This window comes from Pseudoalteromonas sp. MMG033 (assembly GCF_057197785.1).
In genome coordinates this window covers 3,620,202-3,646,353 of record NZ_CM170070.1, presented here as the reverse complement: position 1 = coordinate 3,646,353, position 26,152 = coordinate 3,620,202, and the positions used below count along the sequence as shown (strand labels likewise).

General features: G+C 39.8%; 21 protein-coding genes. 3 read left to right on the top strand and 18 right to left on the bottom strand.

Annotation, left to right across the window (positions count from 1 at the left end; translation table 11 throughout):
• Positions 1–43 precede the first annotated feature (43 nt).
• Both AC2CZC_RS15855 and AC2CZC_RS15850 read right to left on the bottom strand, forming a co-directional pair.
• Entirely contained in the window at positions 44–1,789 is a 1,746-nt protein-coding gene (locus AC2CZC_RS15855; RefSeq protein WP_484582539.1) for a phage tail sheath family protein, read from the bottom strand.
• 591 nt (positions 1,790–2,380) lie between these two features.
• Complete coding sequence (locus AC2CZC_RS15850; RefSeq protein ID WP_063363962.1) at positions 2,381–2,791, bottom strand: hypothetical protein; 411 nt, start codon at positions 2,789–2,791, stop codon at positions 2,381–2,383.
• 259 nt (positions 2,792–3,050) lie between these two features.
• Here AC2CZC_RS15850 and AC2CZC_RS15845 point away from each other — a divergent pair, with 259 nt between their 5' ends.
• Positions 3,051–3,884 (top strand): SGNH/GDSL hydrolase family protein, encoded by an 834-nt coding sequence (locus AC2CZC_RS15845; RefSeq protein ID WP_484582538.1) that lies wholly within the window; start codon positions 3,051–3,053, stop codon positions 3,882–3,884.
• Between the two features lie 80 nt (positions 3,885–3,964).
• Here the strand turns inward: AC2CZC_RS15845 and AC2CZC_RS15840 are convergent, their stop codons facing one another.
• The gene (locus tag AC2CZC_RS15840) at positions 3,965–4,693 is read right to left on the bottom strand and encodes an enoyl-CoA hydratase-related protein (RefSeq protein ID WP_484582537.1); all 729 of its coding nucleotides are present in this window, start codon (positions 4,691–4,693) and stop codon (positions 3,965–3,967) included.
• 224 nt (positions 4,694–4,917) lie between these two features.
• On the opposite strand from AC2CZC_RS15840, the gene AC2CZC_RS15835 reads away from it, so the two are divergent.
• Both AC2CZC_RS15835 and AC2CZC_RS15830 read left to right on the top strand, forming a co-directional pair.
• On the top strand, positions 4,918–5,520 hold the full coding sequence (locus AC2CZC_RS15835) for a FecR family protein (RefSeq protein ID WP_484582536.1): 603 nt from the start codon (positions 4,918–4,920) through the stop codon (positions 5,518–5,520).
• 390 nt (positions 5,521–5,910) lie between these two features.
• Complete coding sequence (locus tag AC2CZC_RS15830; RefSeq protein ID WP_484582535.1) at positions 5,911–6,699, top strand: hypothetical protein; 789 nt, start codon at positions 5,911–5,913, stop codon at positions 6,697–6,699.
• Between the two features lie 415 nt (positions 6,700–7,114).
• On the opposite strand, the gene AC2CZC_RS15825 is transcribed toward AC2CZC_RS15830, so the two are convergent.
• From AC2CZC_RS15825 to AC2CZC_RS15755, 15 genes are all read right to left on the bottom strand, one after another.
• Positions 7,115–7,639, bottom strand: a complete 525-nt coding sequence (locus AC2CZC_RS15825) for a hypothetical protein (RefSeq protein ID WP_484582534.1) — start codon at positions 7,637–7,639, stop codon at positions 7,115–7,117.
• A gap of 722 nt (positions 7,640–8,361) precedes the next feature.
• Positions 8,362–8,559: a hypothetical protein gene (locus AC2CZC_RS15820; protein WP_484582533.1), complete on the bottom strand. Its 198-nt coding sequence runs from the start codon at positions 8,557–8,559 to the stop codon at positions 8,362–8,364.
• A 277-nt stretch (positions 8,560–8,836) separates the two neighbouring features.
• Positions 8,837–9,073: a hypothetical protein gene (locus AC2CZC_RS15815; protein WP_484582532.1), complete on the bottom strand. Its 237-nt coding sequence runs from the start codon at positions 9,071–9,073 to the stop codon at positions 8,837–8,839.
• 108 nt (positions 9,074–9,181) lie between these two features.
• Positions 9,182–11,164 (bottom strand): hypothetical protein, encoded by a 1,983-nt coding sequence (locus tag AC2CZC_RS15810; protein WP_484582531.1) that lies wholly within the window; start codon positions 11,162–11,164, stop codon positions 9,182–9,184.
• A gap of 515 nt (positions 11,165–11,679) precedes the next feature.
• The gene (locus AC2CZC_RS15805) at positions 11,680–14,514 is read right to left on the bottom strand and encodes a hypothetical protein (protein ID WP_484582530.1); all 2,835 of its coding nucleotides are present in this window, start codon (positions 14,512–14,514) and stop codon (positions 11,680–11,682) included.
• 112 nt (positions 14,515–14,626) lie between these two features.
• Positions 14,627–16,120 carry a hypothetical protein gene (locus AC2CZC_RS15800; RefSeq protein WP_484582529.1) on the bottom strand — a complete coding sequence of 498 codons (1,494 nt, stop codon included), beginning with the start codon at positions 16,118–16,120 and terminating at the stop codon, positions 14,627–14,629.
• 227 nt (positions 16,121–16,347) lie between these two features.
• Positions 16,348–16,731, bottom strand: a complete 384-nt coding sequence (locus AC2CZC_RS15795; RefSeq protein WP_484582528.1) for a hypothetical protein — start codon at positions 16,729–16,731, stop codon at positions 16,348–16,350.
• A 210-nt stretch (positions 16,732–16,941) separates the two neighbouring features.
• On the bottom strand, positions 16,942–17,643 hold the full coding sequence (locus AC2CZC_RS15790; protein ID WP_484582527.1) for a hypothetical protein: 702 nt from the start codon (positions 17,641–17,643) through the stop codon (positions 16,942–16,944).
• Between the two features lie 142 nt (positions 17,644–17,785).
• Positions 17,786–18,082 carry a hypothetical protein gene (locus AC2CZC_RS15785; RefSeq protein ID WP_484582526.1) on the bottom strand — a complete coding sequence of 99 codons (297 nt, stop codon included), beginning with the start codon at positions 18,080–18,082 and terminating at the stop codon, positions 17,786–17,788.
• Positions 18,083–18,210: 128 nt separating this feature from the next.
• Positions 18,211–20,490, bottom strand: coding sequence for a GNAT family N-acetyltransferase (locus AC2CZC_RS15780; protein WP_484582525.1), 2,280 nt, complete (start codon positions 20,488–20,490; stop codon positions 18,211–18,213).
• Between the two features lie 11 nt (positions 20,491–20,501).
• Entirely contained in the window at positions 20,502–20,903 is a 402-nt protein-coding gene (locus AC2CZC_RS15775) for a hypothetical protein (protein WP_484582524.1), read from the bottom strand.
• Positions 20,904–20,922: 19 nt separating this feature from the next.
• Complete coding sequence (locus tag AC2CZC_RS15770; protein WP_484582523.1) at positions 20,923–21,318, bottom strand: hypothetical protein; 396 nt, start codon at positions 21,316–21,318, stop codon at positions 20,923–20,925.
• Between the two features lie 70 nt (positions 21,319–21,388).
• Positions 21,389–21,814 (bottom strand): hypothetical protein, encoded by a 426-nt coding sequence (locus tag AC2CZC_RS15765; RefSeq protein WP_484582522.1) that lies wholly within the window; start codon positions 21,812–21,814, stop codon positions 21,389–21,391.
• 118 nt (positions 21,815–21,932) lie between these two features.
• On the bottom strand, positions 21,933–23,981 hold the full coding sequence (locus tag AC2CZC_RS15760) for an Ig-like domain-containing protein (protein ID WP_484582521.1): 2,049 nt from the start codon (positions 23,979–23,981) through the stop codon (positions 21,933–21,935).
• A 15-nt stretch (positions 23,982–23,996) separates the two neighbouring features.
• Complete coding sequence (locus AC2CZC_RS15755; protein ID WP_484582520.1) at positions 23,997–26,057, bottom strand: tail fiber domain-containing protein; 2,061 nt, start codon at positions 26,055–26,057, stop codon at positions 23,997–23,999.
• Positions 26,058–26,152: the final 95 nt, after the last annotated feature.

Here is a 26,152-nt window from a genome sequence, read left to right as displayed (position 1 = left end):
AATAGCAATGTTTGATTAGCTAATTGCCATTTAGGCTTACTAATTAGCCTTCTAGGCTCTTATGAGAGAATGTTAGAACGATGAATTCGGCTGGACGTACTGCCGCTAGGCCAATTTCAATGTTCATTAAGCCATTGTTGATGTCATCTTCAGTCATTGTTTGACCAAGGCCAACGTTGACGAAAAATGCTTGCTCTGGTGTTTCACCAAAGAAAGCACCTGAGCGCCAAAGCCCTTCTAGATAACTTTCAATCATGGTTTTAAGTTTTAGCCACGTGAATGGTGTATTTGGCTCAAATACTGCGAAGTGCGTTGCTTTTTGTACTGACTCTTCAACCATGTTGAATAGACGACGTACAGACACATAGCGCCACTCGTTATCGTTACCTGCAAGCGTACGTGCACCCCAAACAAGCGTCCCTTTACCTACGAATGTACGGATAGCATTGATAGACTTACCTGAAGTTGCATCAACGTTGAGGTTTTCTTGATCTGCATTATCAATTGCCAGTTTAGGCATTAATACTTGTGCAAGTGCAGCATTCGCTGGCGCTTTCCAAACACCACGGTCTTTATCTGTTTTAGCCATCACACCCGCGATTGCTGGTGAAGGTGGTAAATCAAGGTAGTTTTTACCAAGTTCTGCTTTTACTTGGTTGTACACATCAGCTGATGAGAATGGGTAAGCAGGGTCACCGATTGCGGCAAGTTGTAGCTTCGGAAGCATGATGTCAGTTAATTTGAAATCATCTGAGATTGTGATTGCAGAGCCGCCTGGTGTCGCTGTGACTTCACCGCCAGCTAGGTCAACTTGCTCACCATCAGTAAGGCGATAATACTTATCACCGTCTGTTGCAAAGACAGTTTCTGGCACTAAGTAACGATTGCCTGATGGGTCATATTCAGCAGCCGTTGGGTCGTTCGCCCCTTCTGGGTTATATAAGTAATCTTGGCCAATTGCAGCCCAATTGCCGTCGTCACCCACACAAACCAGTTCATGTGAAGCCGCTTTTGGCCACCAAGCTTGTGCTGTTAGCGGTGTTTTAACAACCACTTTCTTCGCGTCATATGCACGTGCCATGGTTGTTGTTAAATATGGGTAGTAAGCTGCACCATATTTAAGGCCCAATGTAGCGCCCGCTCTCAGTGCTTTTGAGTCATCAGCAATTGGGTCAATGCTGTCTGCATCTGCTTGCATTTGAACGTCAACAAGTGCAAAGCGATCCATTCTCTTTTCTGCATGAACAAGCGCCTTATTTTGCACTTCGTAATGCTTAACCGTGCTCAGGCCAATGGCTTCAGGACAAGAGATGAGCGTTACTTCATCGACTTTATTGAGTAATGTGATAGCCGCTGTGAACTTTGCTGCTTGTTCAGCTAGTAGGTTTATTTCACCAGTTACTGGATCTGTTGAAAGAAGTCCTGCGTCTGGCGCACCGATACTAACGACATAACACGCACCGCCGCCATTGGCGAAGAAGTGACTCACTGCTTGGTGTAAAAAGAAAAATGCGTCAGCAAGCATTGAACCGTCTGAAGTAACATTGAAGCCACCAGTCGACTTAGGCGCAACTTTAAAGCTTTCTTGGTAGGCACTACCAAATACTGCTTCAAACTCAACCATGCTGGTGATACGTGCTGGTGAATTTAGATAAGCAACATTTCCGTCATCATCTAATTTTGTTGTATAACCGATGAATGCAGGGATAGCAGTAGCCACTTCTGCAACTGACGGAGGCAGAGTTGACTTCTCTTGGACGTAGACGTCTGGGGTTTTATATTGAGGCATAGTTTTTCCTTACGTTGATAATTACATTCTAAAGAGCCGTTTAGGCTAGAATTTGGTGAAAAGAGGCACAAAGCTGCTCGGTCATTGCAGGTCAGGTGGCAAATCAATGGGAACAAACCCACCCTATTCTTTGTGCCTCGAAAATGAAGAGCCTTTGCACGGCTCCGCCACATCAGTCCCAGCTGATGTGTGTTTATTTGTTAATTTGTACTGCTATGACGCCATGGTCTGAAGGGTGTGAAAATTAAAATGAATTTTTTGTAAGTTATTGTTATAAAGCACTTAAACCTAGTGGAAATTAGGGTTTAGTTACATATAAAGTAGTGTTCTCTAAAATAAAGTGCTCGTGCGGCAAGGAAAAGAAAAGAAAAGAAAAGAAAAGAAAAGAAAAGAAAAGAAAAGACAGGAAATCAAATACAACGTAATTAGGTAGGCTTTTGAGATAACCAAAATAGAAAAAACCTCTTTTGGAGAGGAATATTAAAGACCTACTTAAAGTTGCTGGTCGAGCGGCGTATTTAACTTAACAGGATCAGATATACCTGTCATAGATGGCTTTGAACCACAAGATTAAATACGCTTTAATACCTTTTATTTCGAGACAACAATCGGCTGGGTTGGCTCATATTTCACAGTTAGCTCAGTTGGAGGTCCTGGATCTGGCACCCCTTGCGGGTTAAGTGCTGGGATCACGCTTAATGCGCAAACAATGTCCCCTTTAAGTACAATTGGCGCCCCGCCTTTAAATGTGACTTCGGATAACACAATATCGTTGATAGCACTAAAAGTGACTGTCCCACCCGCCGCATATGCTCCATTGATATAAGGCGACATGTTTACTTTTTTAGCCAAAAATTGCTCAATATCATCTTGAACCGCTATCTCTCCTTGGCAAATTAACCCTTTTGAAGCCACTTCCAAAGGCCCGGTTGTTGGCACAACAAGAACACCTTTATCCAGTAACAAATTAAAAACCGTACTATGATTGAGAATTTTGATCATGATATTACTCAGCAATTTATGATGCACTTTGGCGTATCAAATAGCTTAATACGCACCCACGATGACAGCCGTCGTACCGAATACTCAAATTCTGAACATATGGCTGTGGCTAATAAAAAACGTAGGTATGCAAACTATGTGAAATTTAATTACCGTGTATTTATGTCAAACATGACGATAACCGACCAAAGTGCTAATTACTGAATTAGCAACATGCCTTAAGTTTAAAAGTGAACATTTTTCAAACAAAAGGAATAGTATGTTTACTGTAAATACCTTAAAAACCTTGATATGTGGCCTTGGGTTATCACTCTGTGCAAATGCAAGCGCTGCAACAAAATCAGATGAAGCACCGCTGCTTTTAATTGGAGCCTCATTTGCGAATGCAAAAATGCCTTATTTCGATAACCTTGAAGCGCCACTGAACGGCATAGCCATCAATTCAGGGAAATACTTATCACTTGGTAATGCCTTGATCAGAGAACCTCGTTTATCTGGCCACCTCATCAATGAAGGCCAAGCTGGTGCGACAACGTTTGACAGACTGACTTGTTTTCCTGGGCCTGAATGTGTGGGGCCTGGTTGGGAGGGATATGAAAAACTATTTACCAAAGCCCTAAGCAGGGTTACTTCATTTTCTGGTGAAGTATCAGCAGAGTATATCGTTATTATTCGTGGTAACGATTGTAATCACCCTGACGCGTTTGGTATTCCCATGGCAGAAACTTCAGAATGTACCATTGAGCAAATGAACTCGTACATTGATACATTTGTTAGCGTTGCTAATCGTGCATTAGATGCTGGGATCACCCCCATTTTTTCAAAAGCCCCGAACTATGACGCCATAGATTGGGAAACATTACGAAATCGATTCAACTGGCCATGGATAATCAGTAAAGAAAATTACGAAACATTTTCTGATCTCAGGTTAAACCGCCTACGCACTGAAGTGCCCGACGCCATATTTTTAGATATTTGGAAAGGGTTTGAGCCCATGAGTGACGGACTGCATCCCAATAGAAAAACCATGCAACGCGCTGCAAAGCGGATTGCCAAAGCAATTAAAAAGCATCGCAAACAAAGCATGAAGTAACTTGTCACTTTGTTTAAAATAAAGGCCGCTTTATCCCTTCCTTGCGCACAAAGCGGCCCGCTTCGCCATGATTGTTAAATTTAATATTGCATGCGTGCCAATCGCCGTAAGTATTTTTGCTGATTTGCATCCCCTTTAATCGCACGCTTTACCCAGGTATCAGCAACACCATTTAATTGACTGAGTGAATGCATGCTTTTTTGATATCTATACTTTTGTAATTCCGCATGGCCAAGGTCACAAGCTTGTGCACGACTAACTAGGTCTCTCACAGCTTGCTCACCTTCACCGGCGTCAACCAAAACATCCACAAGACCCAAATCGTATAACTCATTGGCACTAAATCGCCGATTTGAATACATCACTTCCATTAATGCACAGCGCGATGACTTATGTTGAAGTTTACGAACCAAAAAGTGCTCTAGACCATGGTTAAATACCGCTGGCGGATACAAAAACACTGACTCTTTTTCGGCTACAACACAATCAGTACATAATGCCAACTCCATACCTATTCCATAAGCTCGGCCTTGTACCAAAGCAATGCTGGTCATGTTATATTTCGCACCACTTAAAATGCGGTGTAATAAAGTCATATAAGTGAAAGCATAATCTTTAAGCCAGATTTCATCTCTTTGGCTTACCACATTCGCTAAGCTGCTTAAGTCTCCACCTAAACTAAATACACCCGCTTTGGCACTACTGATCACTTTTATCGTATTTTTTGGTGTTTGAAATTCAGGTGAAAAAAAATAACTTAGCTGACGCAACAGCGACTTTGTAAAATAAGGGGCCTTATTTAACTGCATAGTAGCCCAGTGCAATGATCCCGTTCGCATGATCGCCAACGGTTCACTGTCATATAAGGAAGTTGCTCTCACTCGCACGAATTTTTGACCTTTTAAAGTTAAATCAACAATCCGACGTTTCTTGATAAATAATGTGAATATTTCTCTACATTTTGTGGTGTTGTTAAACTCGACACTTTACGCTTACCGCTCTATTTTTAAAGAAATAGTCATGGAATAAAATAATGAAATTAGTACTGCTGAGCTTATTAGTTGTTGCCGGGTCGTGTTTTGCAAACACACAGGTTGCCAAAGTCATAATCGCAAAAGAACAAGTTACAGCAACTTCATCTATTAAAGAGCGCCAGTTAAAGCGCAAATCTAAAATTTACAAGGCCGATACGCTAACAACAGGTAAACATGCAAGGGCCCAATTCAGGTTTACTGAGGGAACAATACTTACTCTTGGTGAAAACACGCAGTTTGCCGTCAACCAATTTGAACATCAAAAAACATCTGAAGCGCACTTTGAATTTATTAAAGGAGCATTTCGAGTGGTCACAGGAGAAATCACAAAAGTCACAAACCCAAATTTTAAAATTAAAACACCCATGGGCTCTATTGGGATTAGAGGCACCGACTTTTGGGGGGGCAATTTATATAATGCGCGCACAATCGATGTCATTCTACTGGACAGTGAGCATCCAATCGTAATCGAAAATGAGTTTGGCCGAGTTGTGATCTCAACACCCGGGACAGGCACAACACTTGAAATGGGCAAGCCCCCCTCACAACCTGAAAAATGGTCAGAGAAAAAACTAGCAGACGCAGTAAAAACAATTCAGTAATAAAGAAGTTACCGAATTTACTTTTCTACTTTCATCTAAAATAAGACTTTACCATTCATAAATTGCAATTCAGCACTCATAAATTTACACAAACTTCAAATAATTAATTATTTTTAAACAATGAATAAGTTTTTAATGGTGATTAATGATTATGGATTACATAGAAAAGTACTTCACAACACTCATTGAAAATACAAAAACACACTTAAACAACTGTTTTTTAAGCGCATAAAATTATTCATTTTTCAAACTTCTCTCATAGTACGACTTATTTGCTCGTCCCTATTTTGTTTGCTACTTTTCATCTCGTTAACACTTTGGGCCCAAGTGGTAACTGACTAAAACTAACAAGTGAAAATAACTGAACTAAGAACGACCAAAGGAAAAAAGATGAAAATGTTTAAAGTAGGTACTCTCGCTGCTGCTATGTTAACTGCTGTAAGTGCAGTTGCTGCACCTATCAATGTTGCTGATACAAATGGTTATGACCGTCATACTGTTTACTCATATGGCCCAGTTAGCCGTGTAGTTATTACTAGTGAATTTGCACATAACTTTTCAGCTGATGTTGAACTTCGTGACGGTGCTCGCTGCGATAACGGTAACCTATATTCAAATGTTGATAACAGCCACGTAGTAAACGTTGGTATTCAGGCAGATGCTGCTAACGCGAATGCTGCAACAATTGGTGTGACTAATGCGATTGCAGAAGACAAGCTTACTCACAATAAAACACTTCACTTAAGCTGCTATGATGCAGACAACACATGGTATAACGTTCTTGTAAACGTACCTGGCGCACCAATTGTAGATTGGGACATCACAGTAGAACCAGCAGGTGACTTTGTTAATCAACCATACTCATTTGGGTACCACTCAGCGTTCCGTGTTAAGAGCACGCTAAACGTAAATAACCAAAACAAGAGCCAATCATACTGTTATACAGTCGCTAACCGTGGTCTATCTCTAGGTTTATTCCACGGCAGTGATACATCAAATACATTCCACTCAGATGTATTCACACAAGATAAAGTATATACAAACGATACTGCACAACCGGTTCTTTACCAAATCGTTCAGTGTGAAAACGCGGCTGGTAAAACGATGGCTGTTAAAGTATTCAACTTAACAGATCCAAACGGCATCTATACATACGAAGACCAACTAATCATTAAATAATGAATGATTAAAACGGTCAAAAAATAGCAGCTCACTAGAGCTGCTATTTTATTTATATCAAATCTAATAATCAGTCGTTGTCGATAAATAGATATATACGTTGTGATTGAGTGCTTGTTTATCATGATGCTGATACACATAACGTCGATATTCTGAAAGTTGCGCTGGCGCTCCATCATAGCCAGACAGCTATAAGTTATAATGATGGTTTACTCTCTTCGGGCAAGAAAACCTACTATTAAAGCTAAAATCTCGTGCAACAGTTTGAATATGTGTATCTTTATTCAGGTATTACCTAGATATTTATCTGTAAGTACATAAATTATGATGGTTTAAATACTTACATGCCTGATATACAGTCAGTATTCTCTAAATAAGCACTTTAAAGCTTTAAACCTCATCGATCGGCTAATACTTACCTTATTCGTGGTACTTCTTCAAAACTTTTATCAAACTCAACGTCGCCGTGTAAGTTTTCAACATCTAATGGTTCAAAAGGTCTATTTATCTTTATCACTTTTTCCTCATCGAACATTGTTTTGATAGGTACTTTTAGCTCTTTCTCTTCAAAAAAGCTGTTAAACAAGTAGCGCTGTACTACAAAGTCTCTCTTTACTCTAGACATATTCTTATATCGTAAGTTACTCAGAGCAAATGATAGAGTTTGGTCTTCAACGTCTACTTTAGTTATTTTAGCGATTCGATAGGGGTATAAGACTTGTCTAGGTTCGGCAGTGATCTTGAAGTTATCAATAAATAAAATATCGTTTTTTTGAGGGTGTAAACGAAACTGTTGTTGCACTCTCTCCAAACTTTGACTATAAGCCTGCACCATAAGAAATATAACTACGGCGATTGGTATGCCTATAAATTTATTAAGAACTCTAATCTTACTTACTTTAGGGAAGTACTCCATCGAGTCAGGCTGTGTTTTTATCACTTTCAAACAATTTAAACAGCTATAACAGTGCCAATGACTAATTGGAAAAATAGGCAATATCATAAATGTGATATAATTCACACTAGATGTATAAGTACAATGTGAGCTTTTACAGGCAGGGCACTGTACACTTCCCCCTCTCACCAAGTCCCTTTTATAATAAAATAAAAGCAATTTACAACACTCCTTTATTTTTGATTTACTACAATTAGTAATAACACCTAACACTCGCTCATTTTTTATACCACACAAAATCTGGAATGTTTATTATTCACTTTCATTAAATCGTGACTTTAATACCATATTTCTCTCTTTCGATATTAAGTATATCAGTTGATCCGACGTCTACTTGCAAGCAAGTATACTCACAAAAGTACAATCAACGGTCTTATTACAAGCATCTAGCTTTACTCAGGCTTTTTCTCCTTAATGTCATAAACTTGTTCTTGAGTTAGTTGGTATTTTTTTTTGCATCTGCGCAATGCATGCACGGGTCTTAAAGGTATATGAGGTAGTCCTTTTCAACAGAAACAAAGCTAGACAACAGGACAGGCACATTTTTATTAAATTGATAATAAGTCATCAAAGGCAAATCTATTAAGTATCCATTGCTTTCACCAATCAAATTAAAAATCAGTTAAAGCTGAATAATAAAACAGCAGAACAACTTGATTTAAGCAATAAATTTGCAGCTGCCTTGTCTGTCCAATTATCTTACCGAATTATTGAAATCGATATTTATCTACTATATTTTCAATTTGTAACTTGCCGATTTTTACTGCATTGAAGTCCTGTTCCTTGATTTCCTTAACGGTTACGCCTGATCCATGTGCACCGCTGTCATAATTGACAAAGTACTTGCCTCTTTCTCGGACAAGCATGCAGCAAACTCCTCTTATTTCTTCATAACCTGGTTTCATAACCTAATACTCCAAACAATTACTTAAGTTTGAGCAATCTTAAGGGAACTTGAGTTACATCTGAGATAGTTTATCGTCCCCTCCAGAGATAGCACCTCCAGGAAAAAATAAAAAAAGAAAAACAAAGAGACAGGCACATTTTCAATATCTTTCTTGCTCTACTCATTCCCATTTAACTCAACTTAAAACTGGATATTTAAACATTGAAAAAAATCTCGATTTAAGCAAAAGATTTGTGCCTGTCTCATAAACTCTTAGTTTTGAAAAATATAAAAACCTAATTTGGAAGTACTATCTGCCTACTTTTATATCTACTTGGGCTAAATGAAATAGCTTTCGCGAGCTCTTCCAAGTAGCTCTCGTCATTTTTAATGGAGTTAACTTCTGTTTCAATTAGCTGAAAGCACATTGAAACCTCTGCTCCCGAGTGATGGACCATCACATCCAACGCCCAAGATGAGTCATCCAATTCATATAAAATATAACTCCAATTCTTTTTAGCTAAGACTTTCACATTAGTTCCTAATATTTTAAGCGCTTCTTTTAGGTAGGTTTCTGTGTAACAAAGATTTGTACCTATCCTTTATATATGCCTCTTTATATATCGATATCAATTTTGTCTTTAAAGTACATTCAAAACTATACCTGCACCTAAAAAAGTGTTTGGTTCGGAAATGCAAACAAATTTTGTAGCATCACCAGCCTTTGAAGGTTTGGCTCTGATTGTATCTCCAGAAATCCACGTTCCAGTTTTTGGTGCGGTAGCCCTAGAGTAACCACTTTCAACAACAAGCCCATCTTTGATTTCAAATCTTTCTAGCCACCCTGTTGTTACTTGCAAAAAGCAATTTTCATTTCCGTGCACAGAAACATTAGGACAATCAATTCTGAATTCTCCAGTTACAGTTTTAACGTCAGGCTGATTATTTCTTGTGAAACTATTGCCAGATATTAGACCCTGTCCGCTGCTCGCTGCTAATAATATATTTGGTCGAGTACTACCAGCTGTTACCCTTTGAAATGTAACCCCAGAAACAACAAAGTAATCCCAATCTATAAACTCGATATTTGCAGTACCGGCTATACCATTATCTCTAATATCACCACCTAATATGTGTATTCTGCCACTGCGAAACCTTGCAGCCCTATCTTGGTTACCTTTGGCTATTAGTGACTGAATTATGACTGTCCCAACATCAGTTGCTACATCTATCCCGATGGAAGTATTTGACTCAACAGTCACCTTTCCTATGTGTAAATTATCAGTAGTTGCTCCAATACTAAGCTGAGGTATATAGTTATTATTTGACATGTAGACTTCACCAATAAAGCCATCTTGAGACTGCATAAAAACACCACCTCTGGTCCCTGAGAAAGGAGGCTGGCCTGCGTCACCTAATATTGTTACTTTCCCTACTCTTGGCCTTATTGCGGGAGTTTGCGTAGCATTGTTTGTATTGACGATTACACCGCAGCTATCAGGGTTTTCCACAGTAACATTATCTATTAATGAGTCTGTTCCTCCTTTTGATTGTACACTGAATGGATCTGCTGCATCTTTAATATAAGCGCTATGCAACCTATCTCTATTACAGTCAATCGCTATGTACCCTAAAAAGCCAGTTGAATTGGTTTTTAAATCATAAATATCAATATCATTACATAGATCTAACCTGACCCCATTTCCCCCAATATTCGTCAATACAGGTGAATATATTTCCACATCAGAGCAGCGAGTTAAATCAATAGCATGCTCTGCTATGCTTGGGACTCCGGCATAAACGCCTTTAATTTTGGGATTATGTAATGTTATGTTTTTAGCTCCAATGGCTTGAAATGCTTTATTGCCAGGTGCTGTATTTACCAGGCCTCCTTTCGCAAACCTTATTGTTGTATCGCTAATTAAATTTACTGTTGTTATAGTTATTTCTCGATCAATAACAATATCCTTCCCAAAATTTATAGCGCTTTGTAATGCAAGTGTCGTTGAAGCTAGGTCAGGCAATGTACCATATTGCAAAACTGTCTCATTAATTGTTATGATTTTCTTCAACTTTCTACCGCTTGCCAGTCCGGTTATATAAAACCCTCCAATATCAGTACCATCAACAACCACATATAACGCATAATCAAGATCTGATATTATATATAAAGTACCTATTTGCGCATCGTCATTAATAGCTGTTGATTTTTTAACATTACGCGGCAGAGTTAAATTTAAATCACTAACATTAGAAAGTCCGGTTAAGGCTTCTAATGAGCTGAAGGTAACTTTTTTAAAGTTAGGTGATGAAGGAAGAGTCTCTTTAGGTATAGTGACTGGCAAATCTACTGTATTTGTGTACACCCAGCAATCACCCTTTGAGTCAATACCAATATCATTTGGAAGCTCATAGTTAAACCCAGAAGAAAAATCTCCAACAACCCTAAAACCTCTCGATTTATTTACTTCATCAAGAAGTGAGTTAAACTCACTCTCTAGTCTGCCGGTAAAATATAACCAACTTTCTTTTATACCATCATATCTTGTAGTTACCAATTGGTTTTCATTGACCAGTAACGCTAAATCAGCTATATCTCGTTCTACATTTGAAAAGCTAGACATAAAAACCCTTGTTTATATAAAATAATTTAAATAATATAAAACCTTCGACCTTCATCACTACACATCACCCCGAAAAAAATCAAGAAAAAAAACAATTTATAGTGAAAATAATTTTTAAATAAAAATTTATAAGTATTCAAGAGAAATTGAAAATAGAGTTTAAATTTTTCACTCTTAAAGCGAAGTGGGTTTTTATAACAAAAAAGCAGCCACAGGGCTGCTTTTTATTGAATTGAAGGCCCACAAGCACACATATATATTTTTGCGTTCACTTGCTTAAAGACCTAAGTTGGGGCCATCTCTGACCGAGTGTGTGTGTCGCCAATTAAGCTTTGGCATGAATAAATGTTCCTTTTACATGTTGTATCGATACGAGTAAATCAACGCTGCATCTACTCAAATCTACCTAGCAACATAATGAACTCACTTGCCAATATCTATTACGCCTTATTACATACATTGTTAAAAACTTAACAATCATCAAGGTGGTTACAGATAACAACTCAGTCTGTTTATCACATCAAAATCAGTCTCTCTTTATCAATACTGTCTAAAAACTCTTTTGCTGCCTCTTTGTTATCTTCATTCTTTGAACGATTTTGACGATAATCTGACGCTATTTCTTCCAGTTCGGCCAGTATTACCCTGCGGTCCAAAATAGAATTGGTTTTGTGATACTTATCCAGCTTATCCGCTACTTTGGCTTTACTCTTACTCATTTCAAATATCCAGAAGCTCTTGCGCTGTACCGCTTCACTCCAGACTTTAGAGGTCCAAATATATGTGCCACTGGTAGGCAACTTATCCCGCCCAGCTTTGGTTTCACGATAAATTTTAACGAACTTATTTTGCTGAGAAATTTGTTTGAGTAGATTTTTATAACGATCACTCACATCATCTTTTTGTACCGGACTCAGATGACTATATACCGTTTTACGTGCTACCTCTGGTAACTTTCTTTTCGCTTCATCCTCAGTGTATTCAATGTGGGTGTGGTCTTTTTCCAGCTGATCTACCCATTTATCAACGGTTAAGGTCTCTTTTGTCACTTGTGCTGGTTCTGGCTTACCCTTGGTAAATTCACCTTTAGAGCGCTCAACAATATAGCCTTTGCCGTTTGGATCTTTTTTGATTGTACCGTTTAACGTGTATTCGCCAAGTGTCCAGTCACCGATGGAAACTGACGCGATTTCTTTCTCAAAAGTCAGCACTTTGGCTTTTATCGACGCGCCTACTTCCGCTTCTAACGAGCCTTTGAGGCTAAAATCGCCTTTCATTGGTATATCACTGTCAATGGCAAATTGACCAAAGCTGTCGCCGCCTTTGCCGCGTGTATATTTTAAGCGACCTGTGGTATTGACCTTACCGGCGACACCACCTCGGATCTCACCAAACACGCCCGCTTGCACTTTGGCAAGATACGGCACTCCCACAAAAGCACCAGCTTCAATTCTTGCTTTGGCTTTTGCACTGGCAGAGGCTTCACCTGAGACCGAAAATAACATCTGTGTATCGGTATTATCTTTCTCATCGTTTTTAAGTGTTGCGCCAATACCTGCACCAAAGTCGAAGCCACCGGTAATATCAACACCGACGCCTGCAACCCCTGCGCCCACAGGAAAGTCTAGAGAGAATGCAGGGAAACTAATGCCTTTATGCCACTCACCTGAAATACCCCCTTCTCGTTTTTCTCTATCGTAATAAGCCTCAAGCCCCAAAATGCGTGCTCTAAGTAACTGTAAGCCATTATTTTCATCTTTTTCATAGGTAAATTTACCGCCTGCAAATTTGAGCGAGTTTAAACCTTGGTGAACTTTTAACTGTTTAAGTTCAAACACTTTACTAAAATCAAAGTTACCTGAGAAAAAGTCAGACTCGACAATGGCCGCTTCATTGAGCACTTTCGAATTATCATGCTCTAGATCCATAAAGGCGTTTTCAGCTTCAATAGCATCCTTTGTAAACTTGGCTTTGGTCATCGCAAGGGTCATTGTGGTGTGTTTACTGATGGGGATCTCGACATCAGCTTGCTCTATTTCGCCCCCGAGCTGCTCATCGTGGTACATCACTTTGGCTTGTGTCACGGATGCTTTCACGCCACCGGGTAAACCATAAAGCGACACATCAGTCCCTACTTCAAACTCTGGTGATGCATCTTCTTTTACTTCCACTTCACCACTTGGGTTACTGATTGATAAAAACTTGGGGATCACTTCAAACGTGTCTTTTGAGGAGACCTTAGTCCTTCCTGACTTAAACTTACCAGCAGTATCCATTTTAAGGTCAAACTCACCATCCAGCTTCTTTTTATTCCAAAGAGGCACATGGGCATCGCCGGCAAAATGAACTTCTTTTTGCTGTTTGTTGTAATCCAGCGACATCAAGTCCGAATAAACACGTTTGTTGGCGATATTTAAACCGACAATGCTTGCTTTAAACCGAGCAAGGCCCGCTTCATTTATAACCAACTCATCACCTAATACTTGGTGAGCTTCAATATAACCACTAAAGCCAACACCTTGCTGACTTGCGAAAACCGGCGATACTGCTACTTCCCAGCCGCTTCCAAAAGGAAGCTTAATATCAATATCACCGCCAAATTGCTGGCCAAGTAGGTTGACCTTGGCAACCCCGGTACCATGTAGACCTGCCCTTTTGGGTTTACTTGCACCGTCTTCCCAGTCCATCAGTTCTGGTTGGTTAATCCCTAATGAGATGAATTTGTTATCTACTAGATTAGGTGATGACTCTTGTGCCCCTTGCTGAGCCTGCTGCTGATCACTTTGCTCTTCTTCACTGTTAGACTCAGCCACACCTATTAGGCGTGCAACCCGACTATTCAGTTTGTCCTGAATATACTTAACCCAGTCTTGTAAATTGTCGACTAGCGCCCGCAGTGCGCCATGGGCATCGCTGCCTTTTTTTAGCCATTGATAAATATATGGCTCATCAATGTCTCCCCAAGCCGCAGCTATCCAGCCGCCGTTGTAAAACTTATTTGCGACCCAAAGCCAAATTTTTCCGACCGCCCACAAAACGGCAGAGACCACACCAGGCGGAACTTTTGCCAACAGCAATAGTGCTTGCGCTATGGCAGTGACCCACGGGTTCAAAGACTTTAATGAGGTCACCGCATAATTAAATACACTCGAGATAATCAGCTTAGCTGTCGCATCACCATTAAAGTGGTCCCAAACCACTTGTGAGGCATATCGTTTTGCAACGTCAACGCCTGATGACAACAGATCAACACTCACAGAATCAGACTGCAATGCATTACTCACAGATAAAGCTGTGCGCGTGGGGTAATTTTGGAAGGAAGGAGCGTGCTCCTGTTCTTGTTGTTGCATATCAATAATTTCCTATTGTTGCGTGTGTAAATAATAGAAACTTGAAAGAGGTACTGATTGGAAGCACAAGTGCATGTGTGAAGCAGTTATCTAGAATATAAATGGGGAAGGTTTAGCCTTTTAGCGCAGTTTTAAGTGCATCAATGCGAGTCTGATCCCATGTCCAGAACTTGCTATTTTTTTGTTTGTCAGTCCAATCTTTATAATCTTTATCTCGAATATGCTTATCATCTTTGTGAGATAGGCCCAGCGGTTTGGTCAGCCCTTTTTTACTTGTCCATGGCCGCATATAGGCTTTACTATCAACCGTAGTGTCTTTACTTTTAATGGCTTTATTTGCAAACGCTTTTAAAGTCGACACATCCCCCGATGAAGCATGCTTGGTTTTGTATTCAGACGTAATGGTCACTGAGAATGACCCTTCAGGGTGGTAGCTACTGACTGTATCTGTGCTGGTATCACTCAATACTTTTACTGAGCAGAGCAAATTTGCTTTGGGCGCTGCACCACTCTTATATCCAGGAGCCGTTTCTTTTTGATGAGGTACAGGAACTGTTGGCACAACCTCCACTTTATATTCGACGATATAACCTGCTTCTACAAGGTTTTTAACATGCGACTCCACCCGAGAATGATGTTCTTTATTGGCAGAACCCGTGATCGGATATAAATTAAATTTTAGTGCTGATCCCCCTAAATTATCGTTAAGGAGGTGGCCACGGATCCACCCTTTTTCATTGGCGTTATTTCCGTTATTGTTGTAAACGAGCACATTTTTCATCAAATCACTTTGATCTGCATTGACCTCGGCCGACTCACCCCGTGGTGCTAGACGGGATAACCGCGCTTCAACCTTATCCCCCACAATCGTATTGATCGTGACATCTTTGCCAGCTGCATCTTTATACTTAAAATCTTTTGCGGCAAAAAACCTGATTTTTGTATCATTGATTGAATCAGTTCCAGTGGTTTCTCGCACTCTTTCTTCACTGCCACCAGCTGGTATTGCAATATTCCATGCAGGGTTAATTGAAAATGTCGCACCTATCATGGATGGATTATATTGATAGGCAAAATTTTGGATTAGATGCACACCTGGCATCTCAGCTAGAGCAACCTCATTAATCGCACTAAATGCAAAATCCACATTGTTACTTTCAGGAAGGAGTAATTTGTATATGTGGCTTAGCCTAGCGCCTACAATTTGGTAATAATATTGCGCCACCTCTTGTACTTGCTCAGGATCCAATAAGACATCAAAGTAACTACTACCTATCACTTCTATGGCTTCTTCCACTTTCTCTGTAGAGGTTAAATCCGCTGAATACTGATCCAAAATTGGAATGAAGCTGTCATATTCATCCTGGGAAATAGACTCAACGTAATCTAGATCATCAAGTACAATTGTCTCAATATCTTCTTCATCTTGAACACTCATACCCAACTTTGTACGTGCAATTTCATAGGCTGGACGACGAATGGGACTACGATCTCTAAAGCGTGGCGACTCTTCATCTGACCGATATCTTTGCTGTCGAAACGCTTTATCTCTTCGCTTCTGTTCTTGCCTATCAACCGAGTATGTATAGTCCATATTTGACATCATAATGCGTCGCCTTCTTGTGGGGTAAATTCGTGTCTGGATTGTGTTATGCGAGGTAAGGTTGAAAGGCCTTTTTCAGATTGAAAACATCAAGGCCTATCGTAAAATCTGAATGATATTGGAGTTTTTATTATTGAATACAAACACTTTGCTACAGAAAATATGATGGCTCTGCAGCAAAGTGAGTATGAGACTCTGAGTAATTAAAGCTGTCACAATTTAATCAAGTATTAAGCTTTAGGGTACCAAAGTGTCATTGTCGCTGGATTGTTTTTTGCATCGGATGCAGCAACACGGGCACTGTAAGCCTGTGCACTTGGTAACGCATTTAAAAAGTTAACAATTTCTTGTGCTAACGTTTCTGAGTCGTGGCTGTTATTTACCGTATGTTGTTCAAGCACATTGAACGAAGTTAAGCAATCATCTTTGTTTACAACTGTCGGGTACATCACAAAAACACAGGCATCCCCAGTATGGTAATCAGAGTAAGCAATTTTACATACCGCTCTTTGTGCGCCATTCAGCTCCGTATTTAAAAAAGCCTGTACAGTACCGATATTGTCTACCTGATGTCCGCTAGTAAATGTTTTAAGTACCCAATTTTCATTAGACATAATATTTGCTCCTTTTGTCTGTCCGTTTTGCCCAAATTTAGGGCCCACTCATTATTGAGTGAGCCTTAAATTTAGCGATAGCCAGACAAAAAAGTATTACTCTCTATTACACTCAACCACAATCATATGGCTTTAAATAACCTAGTGATTCGGCATGGTTCATAAGAATAAATTTGCCAACTAAGGCATCATTTTATTTACAGGTATATTTTACTTAATACTTTGCCTTTGAATTTTCGGAGACTGAGTTACTTCCCACTTACCACTTTTTTTATCTTTAGCAAGATTGCTGTATTCCAGTCTAAAGGTTTTATAAAAACCCATACCTCCTTCATACATCGAGAACCAAGGCGTTGTATTGTTTTGAAATGCAGCATTGACCTCAGATGTAATAATTGTGTTGCCATCATTTGCAACCACAGTGGCGACATGAAAGTTTGTAGCATGTTTTTTAATCTTTGCATTTAAGTCACTAACAGGATCTTCAACAGCCAAACCTGAAGTCAAAGTACTGAATGTAGGCTGTGCCTTAGTCCGTGGTGAAATATAATATGTATCACCAACTTGAGGCTTAGTTTTAGCCTGCTTGCTATCTTTTATTACTTTATCTTTCTCTTTTTTAGTGGTTTTTGACCTCAGCAGCCTTGCATATTTACCACAATCTGTTTTGTAAATACCTAGTTGCTTGTTGCCTCCATTGCTTTTCCAATGCTCGCTATAATCAGCATACGTATTAGTAAAGTGGCTAAACATTTTTGCAGGTACTAATGCCGGGCTCGTTGGTTTTGAATAAAGCAGTAACCGATTTTGACTTGTTAATGCATATTTCCCCGTCTTGCTTTTTTTATAAGTGCTCGGCAAGTTTTTAACAGGTTTGCTTTTTTTTGCACCTGTACTTTTCTTAGAAAACATATTTTTCTCCAGTTTAATTTAATTACAACAGAACATGCGATTAACTTTAAAAAGTCGCTCACAAATAAAATCAAAATTATAAAACCGGAAAAGATGGGAGGGAGTCTTATGGCAATGACAGTATAAATTAAAGTTAATTTTTCTAATTCAGATATTTATTCTCTGAAGCTGATTTATGTTGCTGTTTAACGTCACTGAAAACGCTGCCACCTTTATTAGTTCCGATTTCATGTAGATGGCGTTCAGTCGCTTTAGATGATTGATAATATGCAGCACAACCAGACGGGCTTGACACCACAAATAACCTCAACTTACTTTTACTATCAACATACTGCCCTGATGTACGATAAGTAGAATAAAGTGAACTATGCATACTTTCATCTTCAACTAACGACTTTATAAACTGGCCATCGTCATAATTTTTGTAACTACCTTTCATATAAGATCTCCTTGCATTGATCTTTATCTAAATCATCTTTAAAAAAGATGGGGTTATAATAACAACTTTAAAATTTATAATTATTGTACTTTATTTTAACGATTTAAAAATTAATCTCATGACACATTCTAGTTAATGTGAAATTCATAAAAAACCTCCTTCTCAACACCAGCACCTTGAGTATCTGGCAACTCAATAAAACCTACTTTTTTTAATATTTTTCGAGATGGTATGTTATGGCACCAGGCTGAAGTTTTAATATGAGTAATATGAAGCTTATGGGCTATTAAACGAATTTGCTCTATTGCTAAATTAACACCGAGCATTCCAAAACCTTTATGTTGATAATCTTCACCTACCCAAAATGACAAGTGCGCATATTGATTTGTTGTTTTTTCTGAGCTATCGACTTGTGACGCGTCATCACTATCATAAAAGTCCAAAACCACTCCTCCAACGAGTCCAAATTCACCATGCACCATGGCGAAGTAGGCTTTTTGATCACTATCTCCTTGAGCCTGCCAAGTCGGCCATAACTGTCTTAATTGCTCTAAGCTCTCTAACTTTATGCCTCTTAGTCGCTCAGAGATATCTTGGTTGCGATATTGAGTAAAAAACTCATCTAATTGATGCTCACCCAAGGGAAGTAGTTTAAGTGTGCTGCTTTCAAGAACTGTACTTTGATATTCGTTGTTATACCAAAGCAACGTCTTACAGCGCTGTTGATAAGACAATATCTCACTTTTTAGCTGTTCAATTTGTATTTTTTCTTCACTCATCGTTAAGGCTAAATCAATACTTTGCAGCGCGATGTCAAGTTCACCAGTCACCCACGCCACCAGTGCCAAGTTATGCAAACACACCGAATTAGGTCCATTAACTTCCATACACATCAGCATACAACTTTTAGCTAAAGGCCAATGACTTAATTCAATGGCTAACAAACCAAGTTCAAAGGCAAAAAACTCATTTTCAAGATTAGCAATGTAGTTGTCCCATACCTCGGAGAGAAGTTGACACCAAGCTAATCGATACTCAAGAGGCACTCCTTCTTTACGAAGGCGAGATAGAAATAATTTAAGCACTTTTACATCGTGATCCGTTTGCACAATAAAAGCACGGATTTGAGCATTTGATAAAGCGGTAGTTGCACTCTCTAAACTTTGCAATACTTGTGCTCTTGCCTTTGGTTGCTCGTTTGCACAACTGGTATCGAAAGCATGCCTTGCATAATTAAACTGGCTGGAGCCTTTTTCAGACAAAACCATCACACAGCCGGTTTCATCGCTTGATAATCTGCCACTTTGCATACCTAAGTCTTCACAAAGCAATTGATTTAAAATCATAAAATCAATGGGTAAAGCCATACCCACCGCATAAATACTGTTGGATAACTTTAATCCCTTTTGAGCATTAGTGTGATCGCTAACCAATCCCAGCATCCCCTTTTTAAACGAAGATTCAATGGCATTAATCACGCGTGCGGCTTGTACCGGCACCGCAATCACTTCACTGCACCCCTTTGCACTTTGATATTCTAGTAATTGCTCGATGCGTTTAGATAATTGTGCATCGTAATAACTGCTTTCATCATCTAAACTCACCTTGACCCATTGGTAAGCAATCTCTATACGATCATTATCTTGTGTATCCTCGTCTGTAACTTTGCTTTTCATTTGCTGTAAAAATGGCAACTCATAACACGTATCTGCCTGATTCATTCTGGTATCTATATTTACCTGATTTTCATATACGCGTGCTACATCTGCTCTGTAAACCTCGTGATAATGAACATGGTATAGCGATTGTGTGAGCTGAGATAACGTACCATTAGCAATCAAAACAGCTGGATTGCTTGCAAAATCGATATGCGCCCCACAAATAGCTTTTTTAGGCAATGGCGAAATAGTTGAGGTGATCCCCCAGTCAACAATCACTGCGCTATCTTGTTCATTAAAGAATTTAAAGTCAGGATGTTGACTTAATAGCGCTTGCTCTTGCTCGTTTTTAGTGTGTAGTAATAGACATAAATGTATGTGCTGTAGACCTTGCTCACCACAGCACTGATGTAATTTATGCATCAAAGACAACCCAAACTTGTAGCCGCAGGCGCCTATTTGCAGTAAATAAACAGGCTTTGAAGTATCTAATAGCTCATTGTCTTGTAAGTCATGTAACCAGGCTAAAATAGACTCTAGATAAACGTTTAACCAAGCTTGGTTATGCCACTCATCGACAAATTTTTCTGATAAAGACGTTGGCCATATATCTGCATCAAAGGCCCTGCGAAATTCACCATACTTTTTGTTTTTTTCAATTTGGCATGATTGTGGCGCATCCTTTAGCGTCGCATACTCGAGCTGCTCTAACCCCAACAGTTGCGAATGATCAAAATCGTGATCGGACATAAATTTCTTCCTTAATCATTTCCATCTTTAATTAGCTTTATTATGTAATTGACATGTTTATTCGGGGGAGACAAAAAAGGCCGACCAAGCTGCCCATCGCACAGCTCATAGCCTTGCGGTAGGGCCTCACCATACCAAAGAAAAATTGCACCAACAGGGACTGAATTACTGGTTGGTTCCGCCTCTAGTAAACTTGCTTCTGATGTGTCTGCTGACAGCCAAAATGTACCATCAAGTTTGAGGTCACCTTTGATGATCACATCATTGCTAAACTCTAATCCCCTCTCGCTCTTTTTGATCCCGTCTTCATTTTGTAGCAAACACGCGTCTAGCCAATTGGCAAACTGAGACTCTGTTGGTTTTGCGCCACGCCTAAAAAAGGATTTAAGGGTTTTTCTTAATGAGTTCTCCATCGTAAACTCCATCGCGCGATCACGCAGATGACTTATCGATAGTGTCAATGTTGTCTATGATAAACGGTCGCCAAATTTGCTTATCTGACCTTTGCTCAGTTAACTTAAAATATTGGTTGGTTCCATCATGCGCCCCCTTCAAAGCAACAATGTTGCCAAGTTCAAGCTCTGTTGGCAGCCGAGACCAAAGTCCCTCTGAGCTGATTTGGTACAAGCCATTTTCAATTTGTAGTTTTTGGCCTGTTAGCAATATGAGAGATTGCCAATAACTTGGGGGCATTGGTTGTGACAAAGATATCGGTTCATAAAATACAATATCTACCGTCCCAATGAAGCCAATATACCGTTCAATATATTGCTGATGTTGGCCTATTTTTTTGAGTAAAGCGTTGACATTTAGATATTTAAAAGCCATTTGCATACCTCATTTTGAACCCTTCATTTAAAATAAAAGGCCAAGTGGTTACAACACTTGGCCAAAGAGATTAAACTGCGACTGACACAACCCCATCGCTCAAGGCGACTTCACTCCACTGGTCGCCTTCCATCAGTTTGTAAAAAACGGTAGAGGATGTAGGTGGTGTGCCCAACAATTCAACTAGGTTGCCCAACTCAACATTTGGGTAACTGATTTTATTAAGCGTGTCGGCAATTCTTTGATAAACCCCATTCTGAGAAGGTGTAGATTGCTTGGTGAGTAGGATTTTTTCACCATCAGCAAGCGCTAATGTATTGGTGAGAAAATCATCCGTATTTGCCGCAGGCAGATTTACATTGGTATCTTTTTTCACTTTATGAACACGGTCAATAATACCCGTATATCTGTATAGCGACTTGGTCGCAGTCATGTTGACAGCGATCTGCTCAGCATCAATGGCAGCGAGAATGCCAGAGAGAGTTTTTAAAGCCATTATGGCCTCCTTGATAAATGTAGCTTTCAGGTTTGATACACTACAGGTTGTAGAATTGGAGTTTTATTTCAAGCAGCGACTGTCAAGGTAGGATTAAACACAACGCTGCAAAGCATCCTTAAAGGTGCTGAGATGACACTTCGGGGATCAGCTCAAACAATCGGTAACTGGCGACTTGATAATGTACAAAAGCACTCGTCCCATTATCATTGCCTATGCTCGTGATCCGGCCAACAATTCCGCCCTCAAATACCACGGTACCGCCAACGAAATTGGTAATTGCCAAGTCTATTTCATTATCAGCAAACCAATTTTTACTCGACAAATTATTAAAGCCTGGATTACTGTTGTGATGAGTATGAGCAGACGTAGAAGACACTGCAGGTTTACCGGTTAGGTAATTTTTCTCTTCTTTACCTTTCGTATACAAAGCAAGCATCCGCCTGCCGGCTGGCGCACCATTTTGTGATAGAACTTGCTCCGCCAAAATATTTTGGCTTTCATCCAGTAATTTGGTGCTATCCCAAGCACTATTTTCCACCAGATTGCCTAAGTAGCTGACTGTTGATTGAGAGATTAAAAAACGCTCTTGGCTTTGCGGGTTAAAGACCTTTCTGATGTACCCTAAGTGACTTTGTATATTGCCCGATACCTTCTGCCAGTTTCCACTTACATATTCCCAAACAAAATTATTTTGTGCATCGTAAATCTTCGATACATCTAATCCACCGCGTAAATCAGTGTCTAAGTAGGTTGAATTTGGTTGGGAGAAAGTGATGTAGCCATAAGATTGTTTGCCTTTAAAACGGTGCAAATCCGTGTCACTATTTAAATCAACAATAATCTCGCTAGCCGATTGGAAGTTACCTGTTTGATTCCATGGCGTCACGTAAAATTTAAAAATATCATCTTGGCGCTGAACTTTTACCCGCACACGTTTGTTGCTCCAACCACCACCGGTTCCAATATTATATTGACCCAGTAACTTATCTGAACCAGACCCCACACCAGCATAGCCAAAATACACGCCACACCCTGTTGAACTAGGCGCTGTACCACCCGTATTGAGCACTATCGTTAGAACATAGTTTGTGTTTCCTTCCCTAACAAAAGCCGCAACCACACCAATAGTATCATTGTCACCATTATCTGAACTTAAGGTCGCCTCTAAGGTGTAGTTATCTACTTTCTCCGAAGATACAAACCCATTTGCAGGAGATACATTGAGCGGCATAACAACACTATCTGTTGAAGCTCTATAGAACCAAGCTTTTGCATTGGTACTATCACGAGCTTCGGCATCTTGCTTATTTAAGTAGTATTCATTCCCATTAAATCTTGCCCAGTTGTTGAATATATCCTGCATCGTCGGCGGGCTATAACTTTGCCGTGCATCATCTGATTGCTGCTGGGTGCGGAATATGTAGGACTCCAGTTCTGGTAAAGGAGTAATGTTAATATAGACCGTACCTGTTTGCTCAACACCATGACCATTTCTGACACGATAGTTAAACTGCGCAGGTTGCTCTGCAAGCCCTGTAGAGAGAAAGGTAATGGTGTCTCCACTGAGAGATACCGTACCACCTTGCGCATTAGATACACCAATTAAGGATAGGCCAGTGCCCGAACCATCTTCATCATTGGCAATCAGTTGCTGTTTGCTGATAAATACAGATTCACCTTGCTGTAGACTCAAAGTATCTGGATTACATACTATTGGTGGTACAGCAACAACTGACATGGTGACAAAATGTGTTTTACGAATCCCAATACTGTTTTCAACAATAAAGTCAAAACGAGCCGCACTACCAATACCACTATTTGAGGTAAATTCAATATTGGCTCCGCTTATAAGGACAGTGCCAAACAGAGAATTTGGTACCGCAATCAGCCGAATAGGATCTTGCCCGTTACTATATTCATCAAAACTACCTTCAAGAATATTAGCGATTGGGATAATGGCAGTACGTTGCGTATAAACCTGAAAGGTTTTATCAAGTAGGCGTATCGTTTGAGCTGACTTGCCGTAAAATTCGCTGATTGCAAGTGTATCTCCTGGTACTTTATCGACATGCTCGCTGAAATAACCTAACTCATGGGGCTGTGAGTCGCGATATTCATCGCCAATATTTTTGAGTGATATGGGTCCATTCGTTTGTAAAGTCATGCGCCTTCATTCCCCTTACTCAGACTCAAGTTTGGCAACTTGATTTTCTAAACTCATTACCTTGTTATTTAGTTCTTTAATACCCTCAACTAATAGGCCGACTAAATTGCCATAAGCAACAGATTTATAGTTATCTTGCTCGTATACAGCTTCGGGACAGACTTGTTCTACGTTTTGCGCTATCAACCCGGTATAACGCCTATCAGACTGGCCATCAGCGCGCTCAAATGTAACCCCTTCTAATTTATTTACGGCAGTGAGCGCCTCCGTGATGGGTTTAATATTTGATTTTAACCGTGCATCAGAAAAAGCGGTCACATCACCTGTCGCGGTGATTGCCCCCGATACAGCCATATTGCCGTTAAAATTAGCCTGCGTAATATCCACTGTGCCTACGAGCTGAGTATTGACAGATTTTAGAAAGCGTTGATCGGCCTCTGCCTTGGTATATCTTGATGCTGAATCTGCTGTACGATCTGACACCTCTTGCTGTAAAGCTGTTTCAAGTGATGCTACCTCTTGTGACCTCGTGCTCGATTCATTAGCCAGATCAGTTTCTATTTGGGCACTTCGCTGATCATTGCTCAGCACATAGCTTGCAAAGGCTTGATCCGATTCAGTGTCGACTGAGTTGATCAAATCAACAATTTCTTTAAATGAGTCTGCATCTGCATCACTCGCTTCCAAAATGCTATCAATGCGCTCTTTTTGAACGGTAATTTTAGCGTTATAGTCTGCTTTTAAAGCATCTGATCCAGAAGATTGTTGCGCTTTGAATTGCGCAGCATCGAGCAACTTATCTGTGACACCCGCTTCAATATCCGCTGGTGTAGCAACATCTACCGAGTGTTGATTATTAATGACCTTGAGACCCGCTCCCGCTAATGTAACTTGAGATGAAGCATGCCATTGGTTTTCAACATCCCCCTGTAAATTTTCAAACTGAGAGGCTAATACAAAGACTTTATGCTGATGTACAGTACCTGCATTAATCTTTACTGCTGCACCTGGACTTAAAGCAATCTCTGGCGATGGTAATGACAGAGTCTTATCTGATTGAATTTGCCATATGCGATTTTCACTTGGCTCTAGCTGGGCTGTTAACAACACAAGATCGCCCGCTTGCAATGACACACCATCGAGCATAAGCAATGGTGAAGCTGTATCGATATGCGTGTTTACTTCAGCACAAGTGATAAAGTCTTGTATTAAAGTATAGATCCCCAACGACTCTACTTTTTGATTAAGCCAATATCCATGATCTGCATTAAGGACTTTTACGCTGCTGCCTGACTCTATATCACTCATTTGCGCAAAATCGATACGCTCTGGCGGCACCTGTCCAAATTGCAGCTGATCTGCATCTAACCCTGTTAATTGGTGACCATCTCCAATGATGTCTTTGGCTTTAAGGCTAGAATTATTATCTATTTGCGTGAGATCTATTTGCGCAGGCAGGTTGGCATTATTTAAATCCGTGATCGCAGCACCATTACCAACTAAATAATTGGCCGTCAATTTGCTGTTTTCAACGCTGTCTTGCTGTGTTAAATCAATTTCGGCTGGAAAACGAGCGTTTTGGATGTGCTCTGAGTAATATTCAGGCACATCAAAGTTTTCAACCTTATGCCAATCTAGATTTTGATCGATATTACTTTCCATAACATAGTGATAATAACTTGCACTGTCATCTAGCGAGCGATTCGCTTTAATTAGCATGCCTTCAAATTCATTAATCACCTGCTTGGTCAGCTTGGCGGTTGTCTCTCCTTCAACTGTCTCTAGATCAAAGATGTAAACACCATTCTCTGTAATATCTTGCTGCGCATGCAAAATGACTTGCTCACCTGGAACCAGCGAATAATCTGCTAATTCTGATGTTAAATCTGACTCTAAATCCAGATCAGGCTCACTTACAGCACAATCAACTGTAACACCAAACAGGTGTGCTAATAAGCTAAATGTGGTTGTATTATCCGTTGCTGCATCGATCAGTTTGCGAAATTCGATTTGAGTTGGTATATCGCCATTTTCAAAATATCCGCGCAGTTCAGTATTTAATTCTGAATGTTTCATAGTTAACCTTTGATGATTAGTCTTAAATTAAGAAATCTTGCTACATCGGGGGAGAGCTGATGCAGCAAGCGAAATTTGGAAGAGGAAAAAGTGTT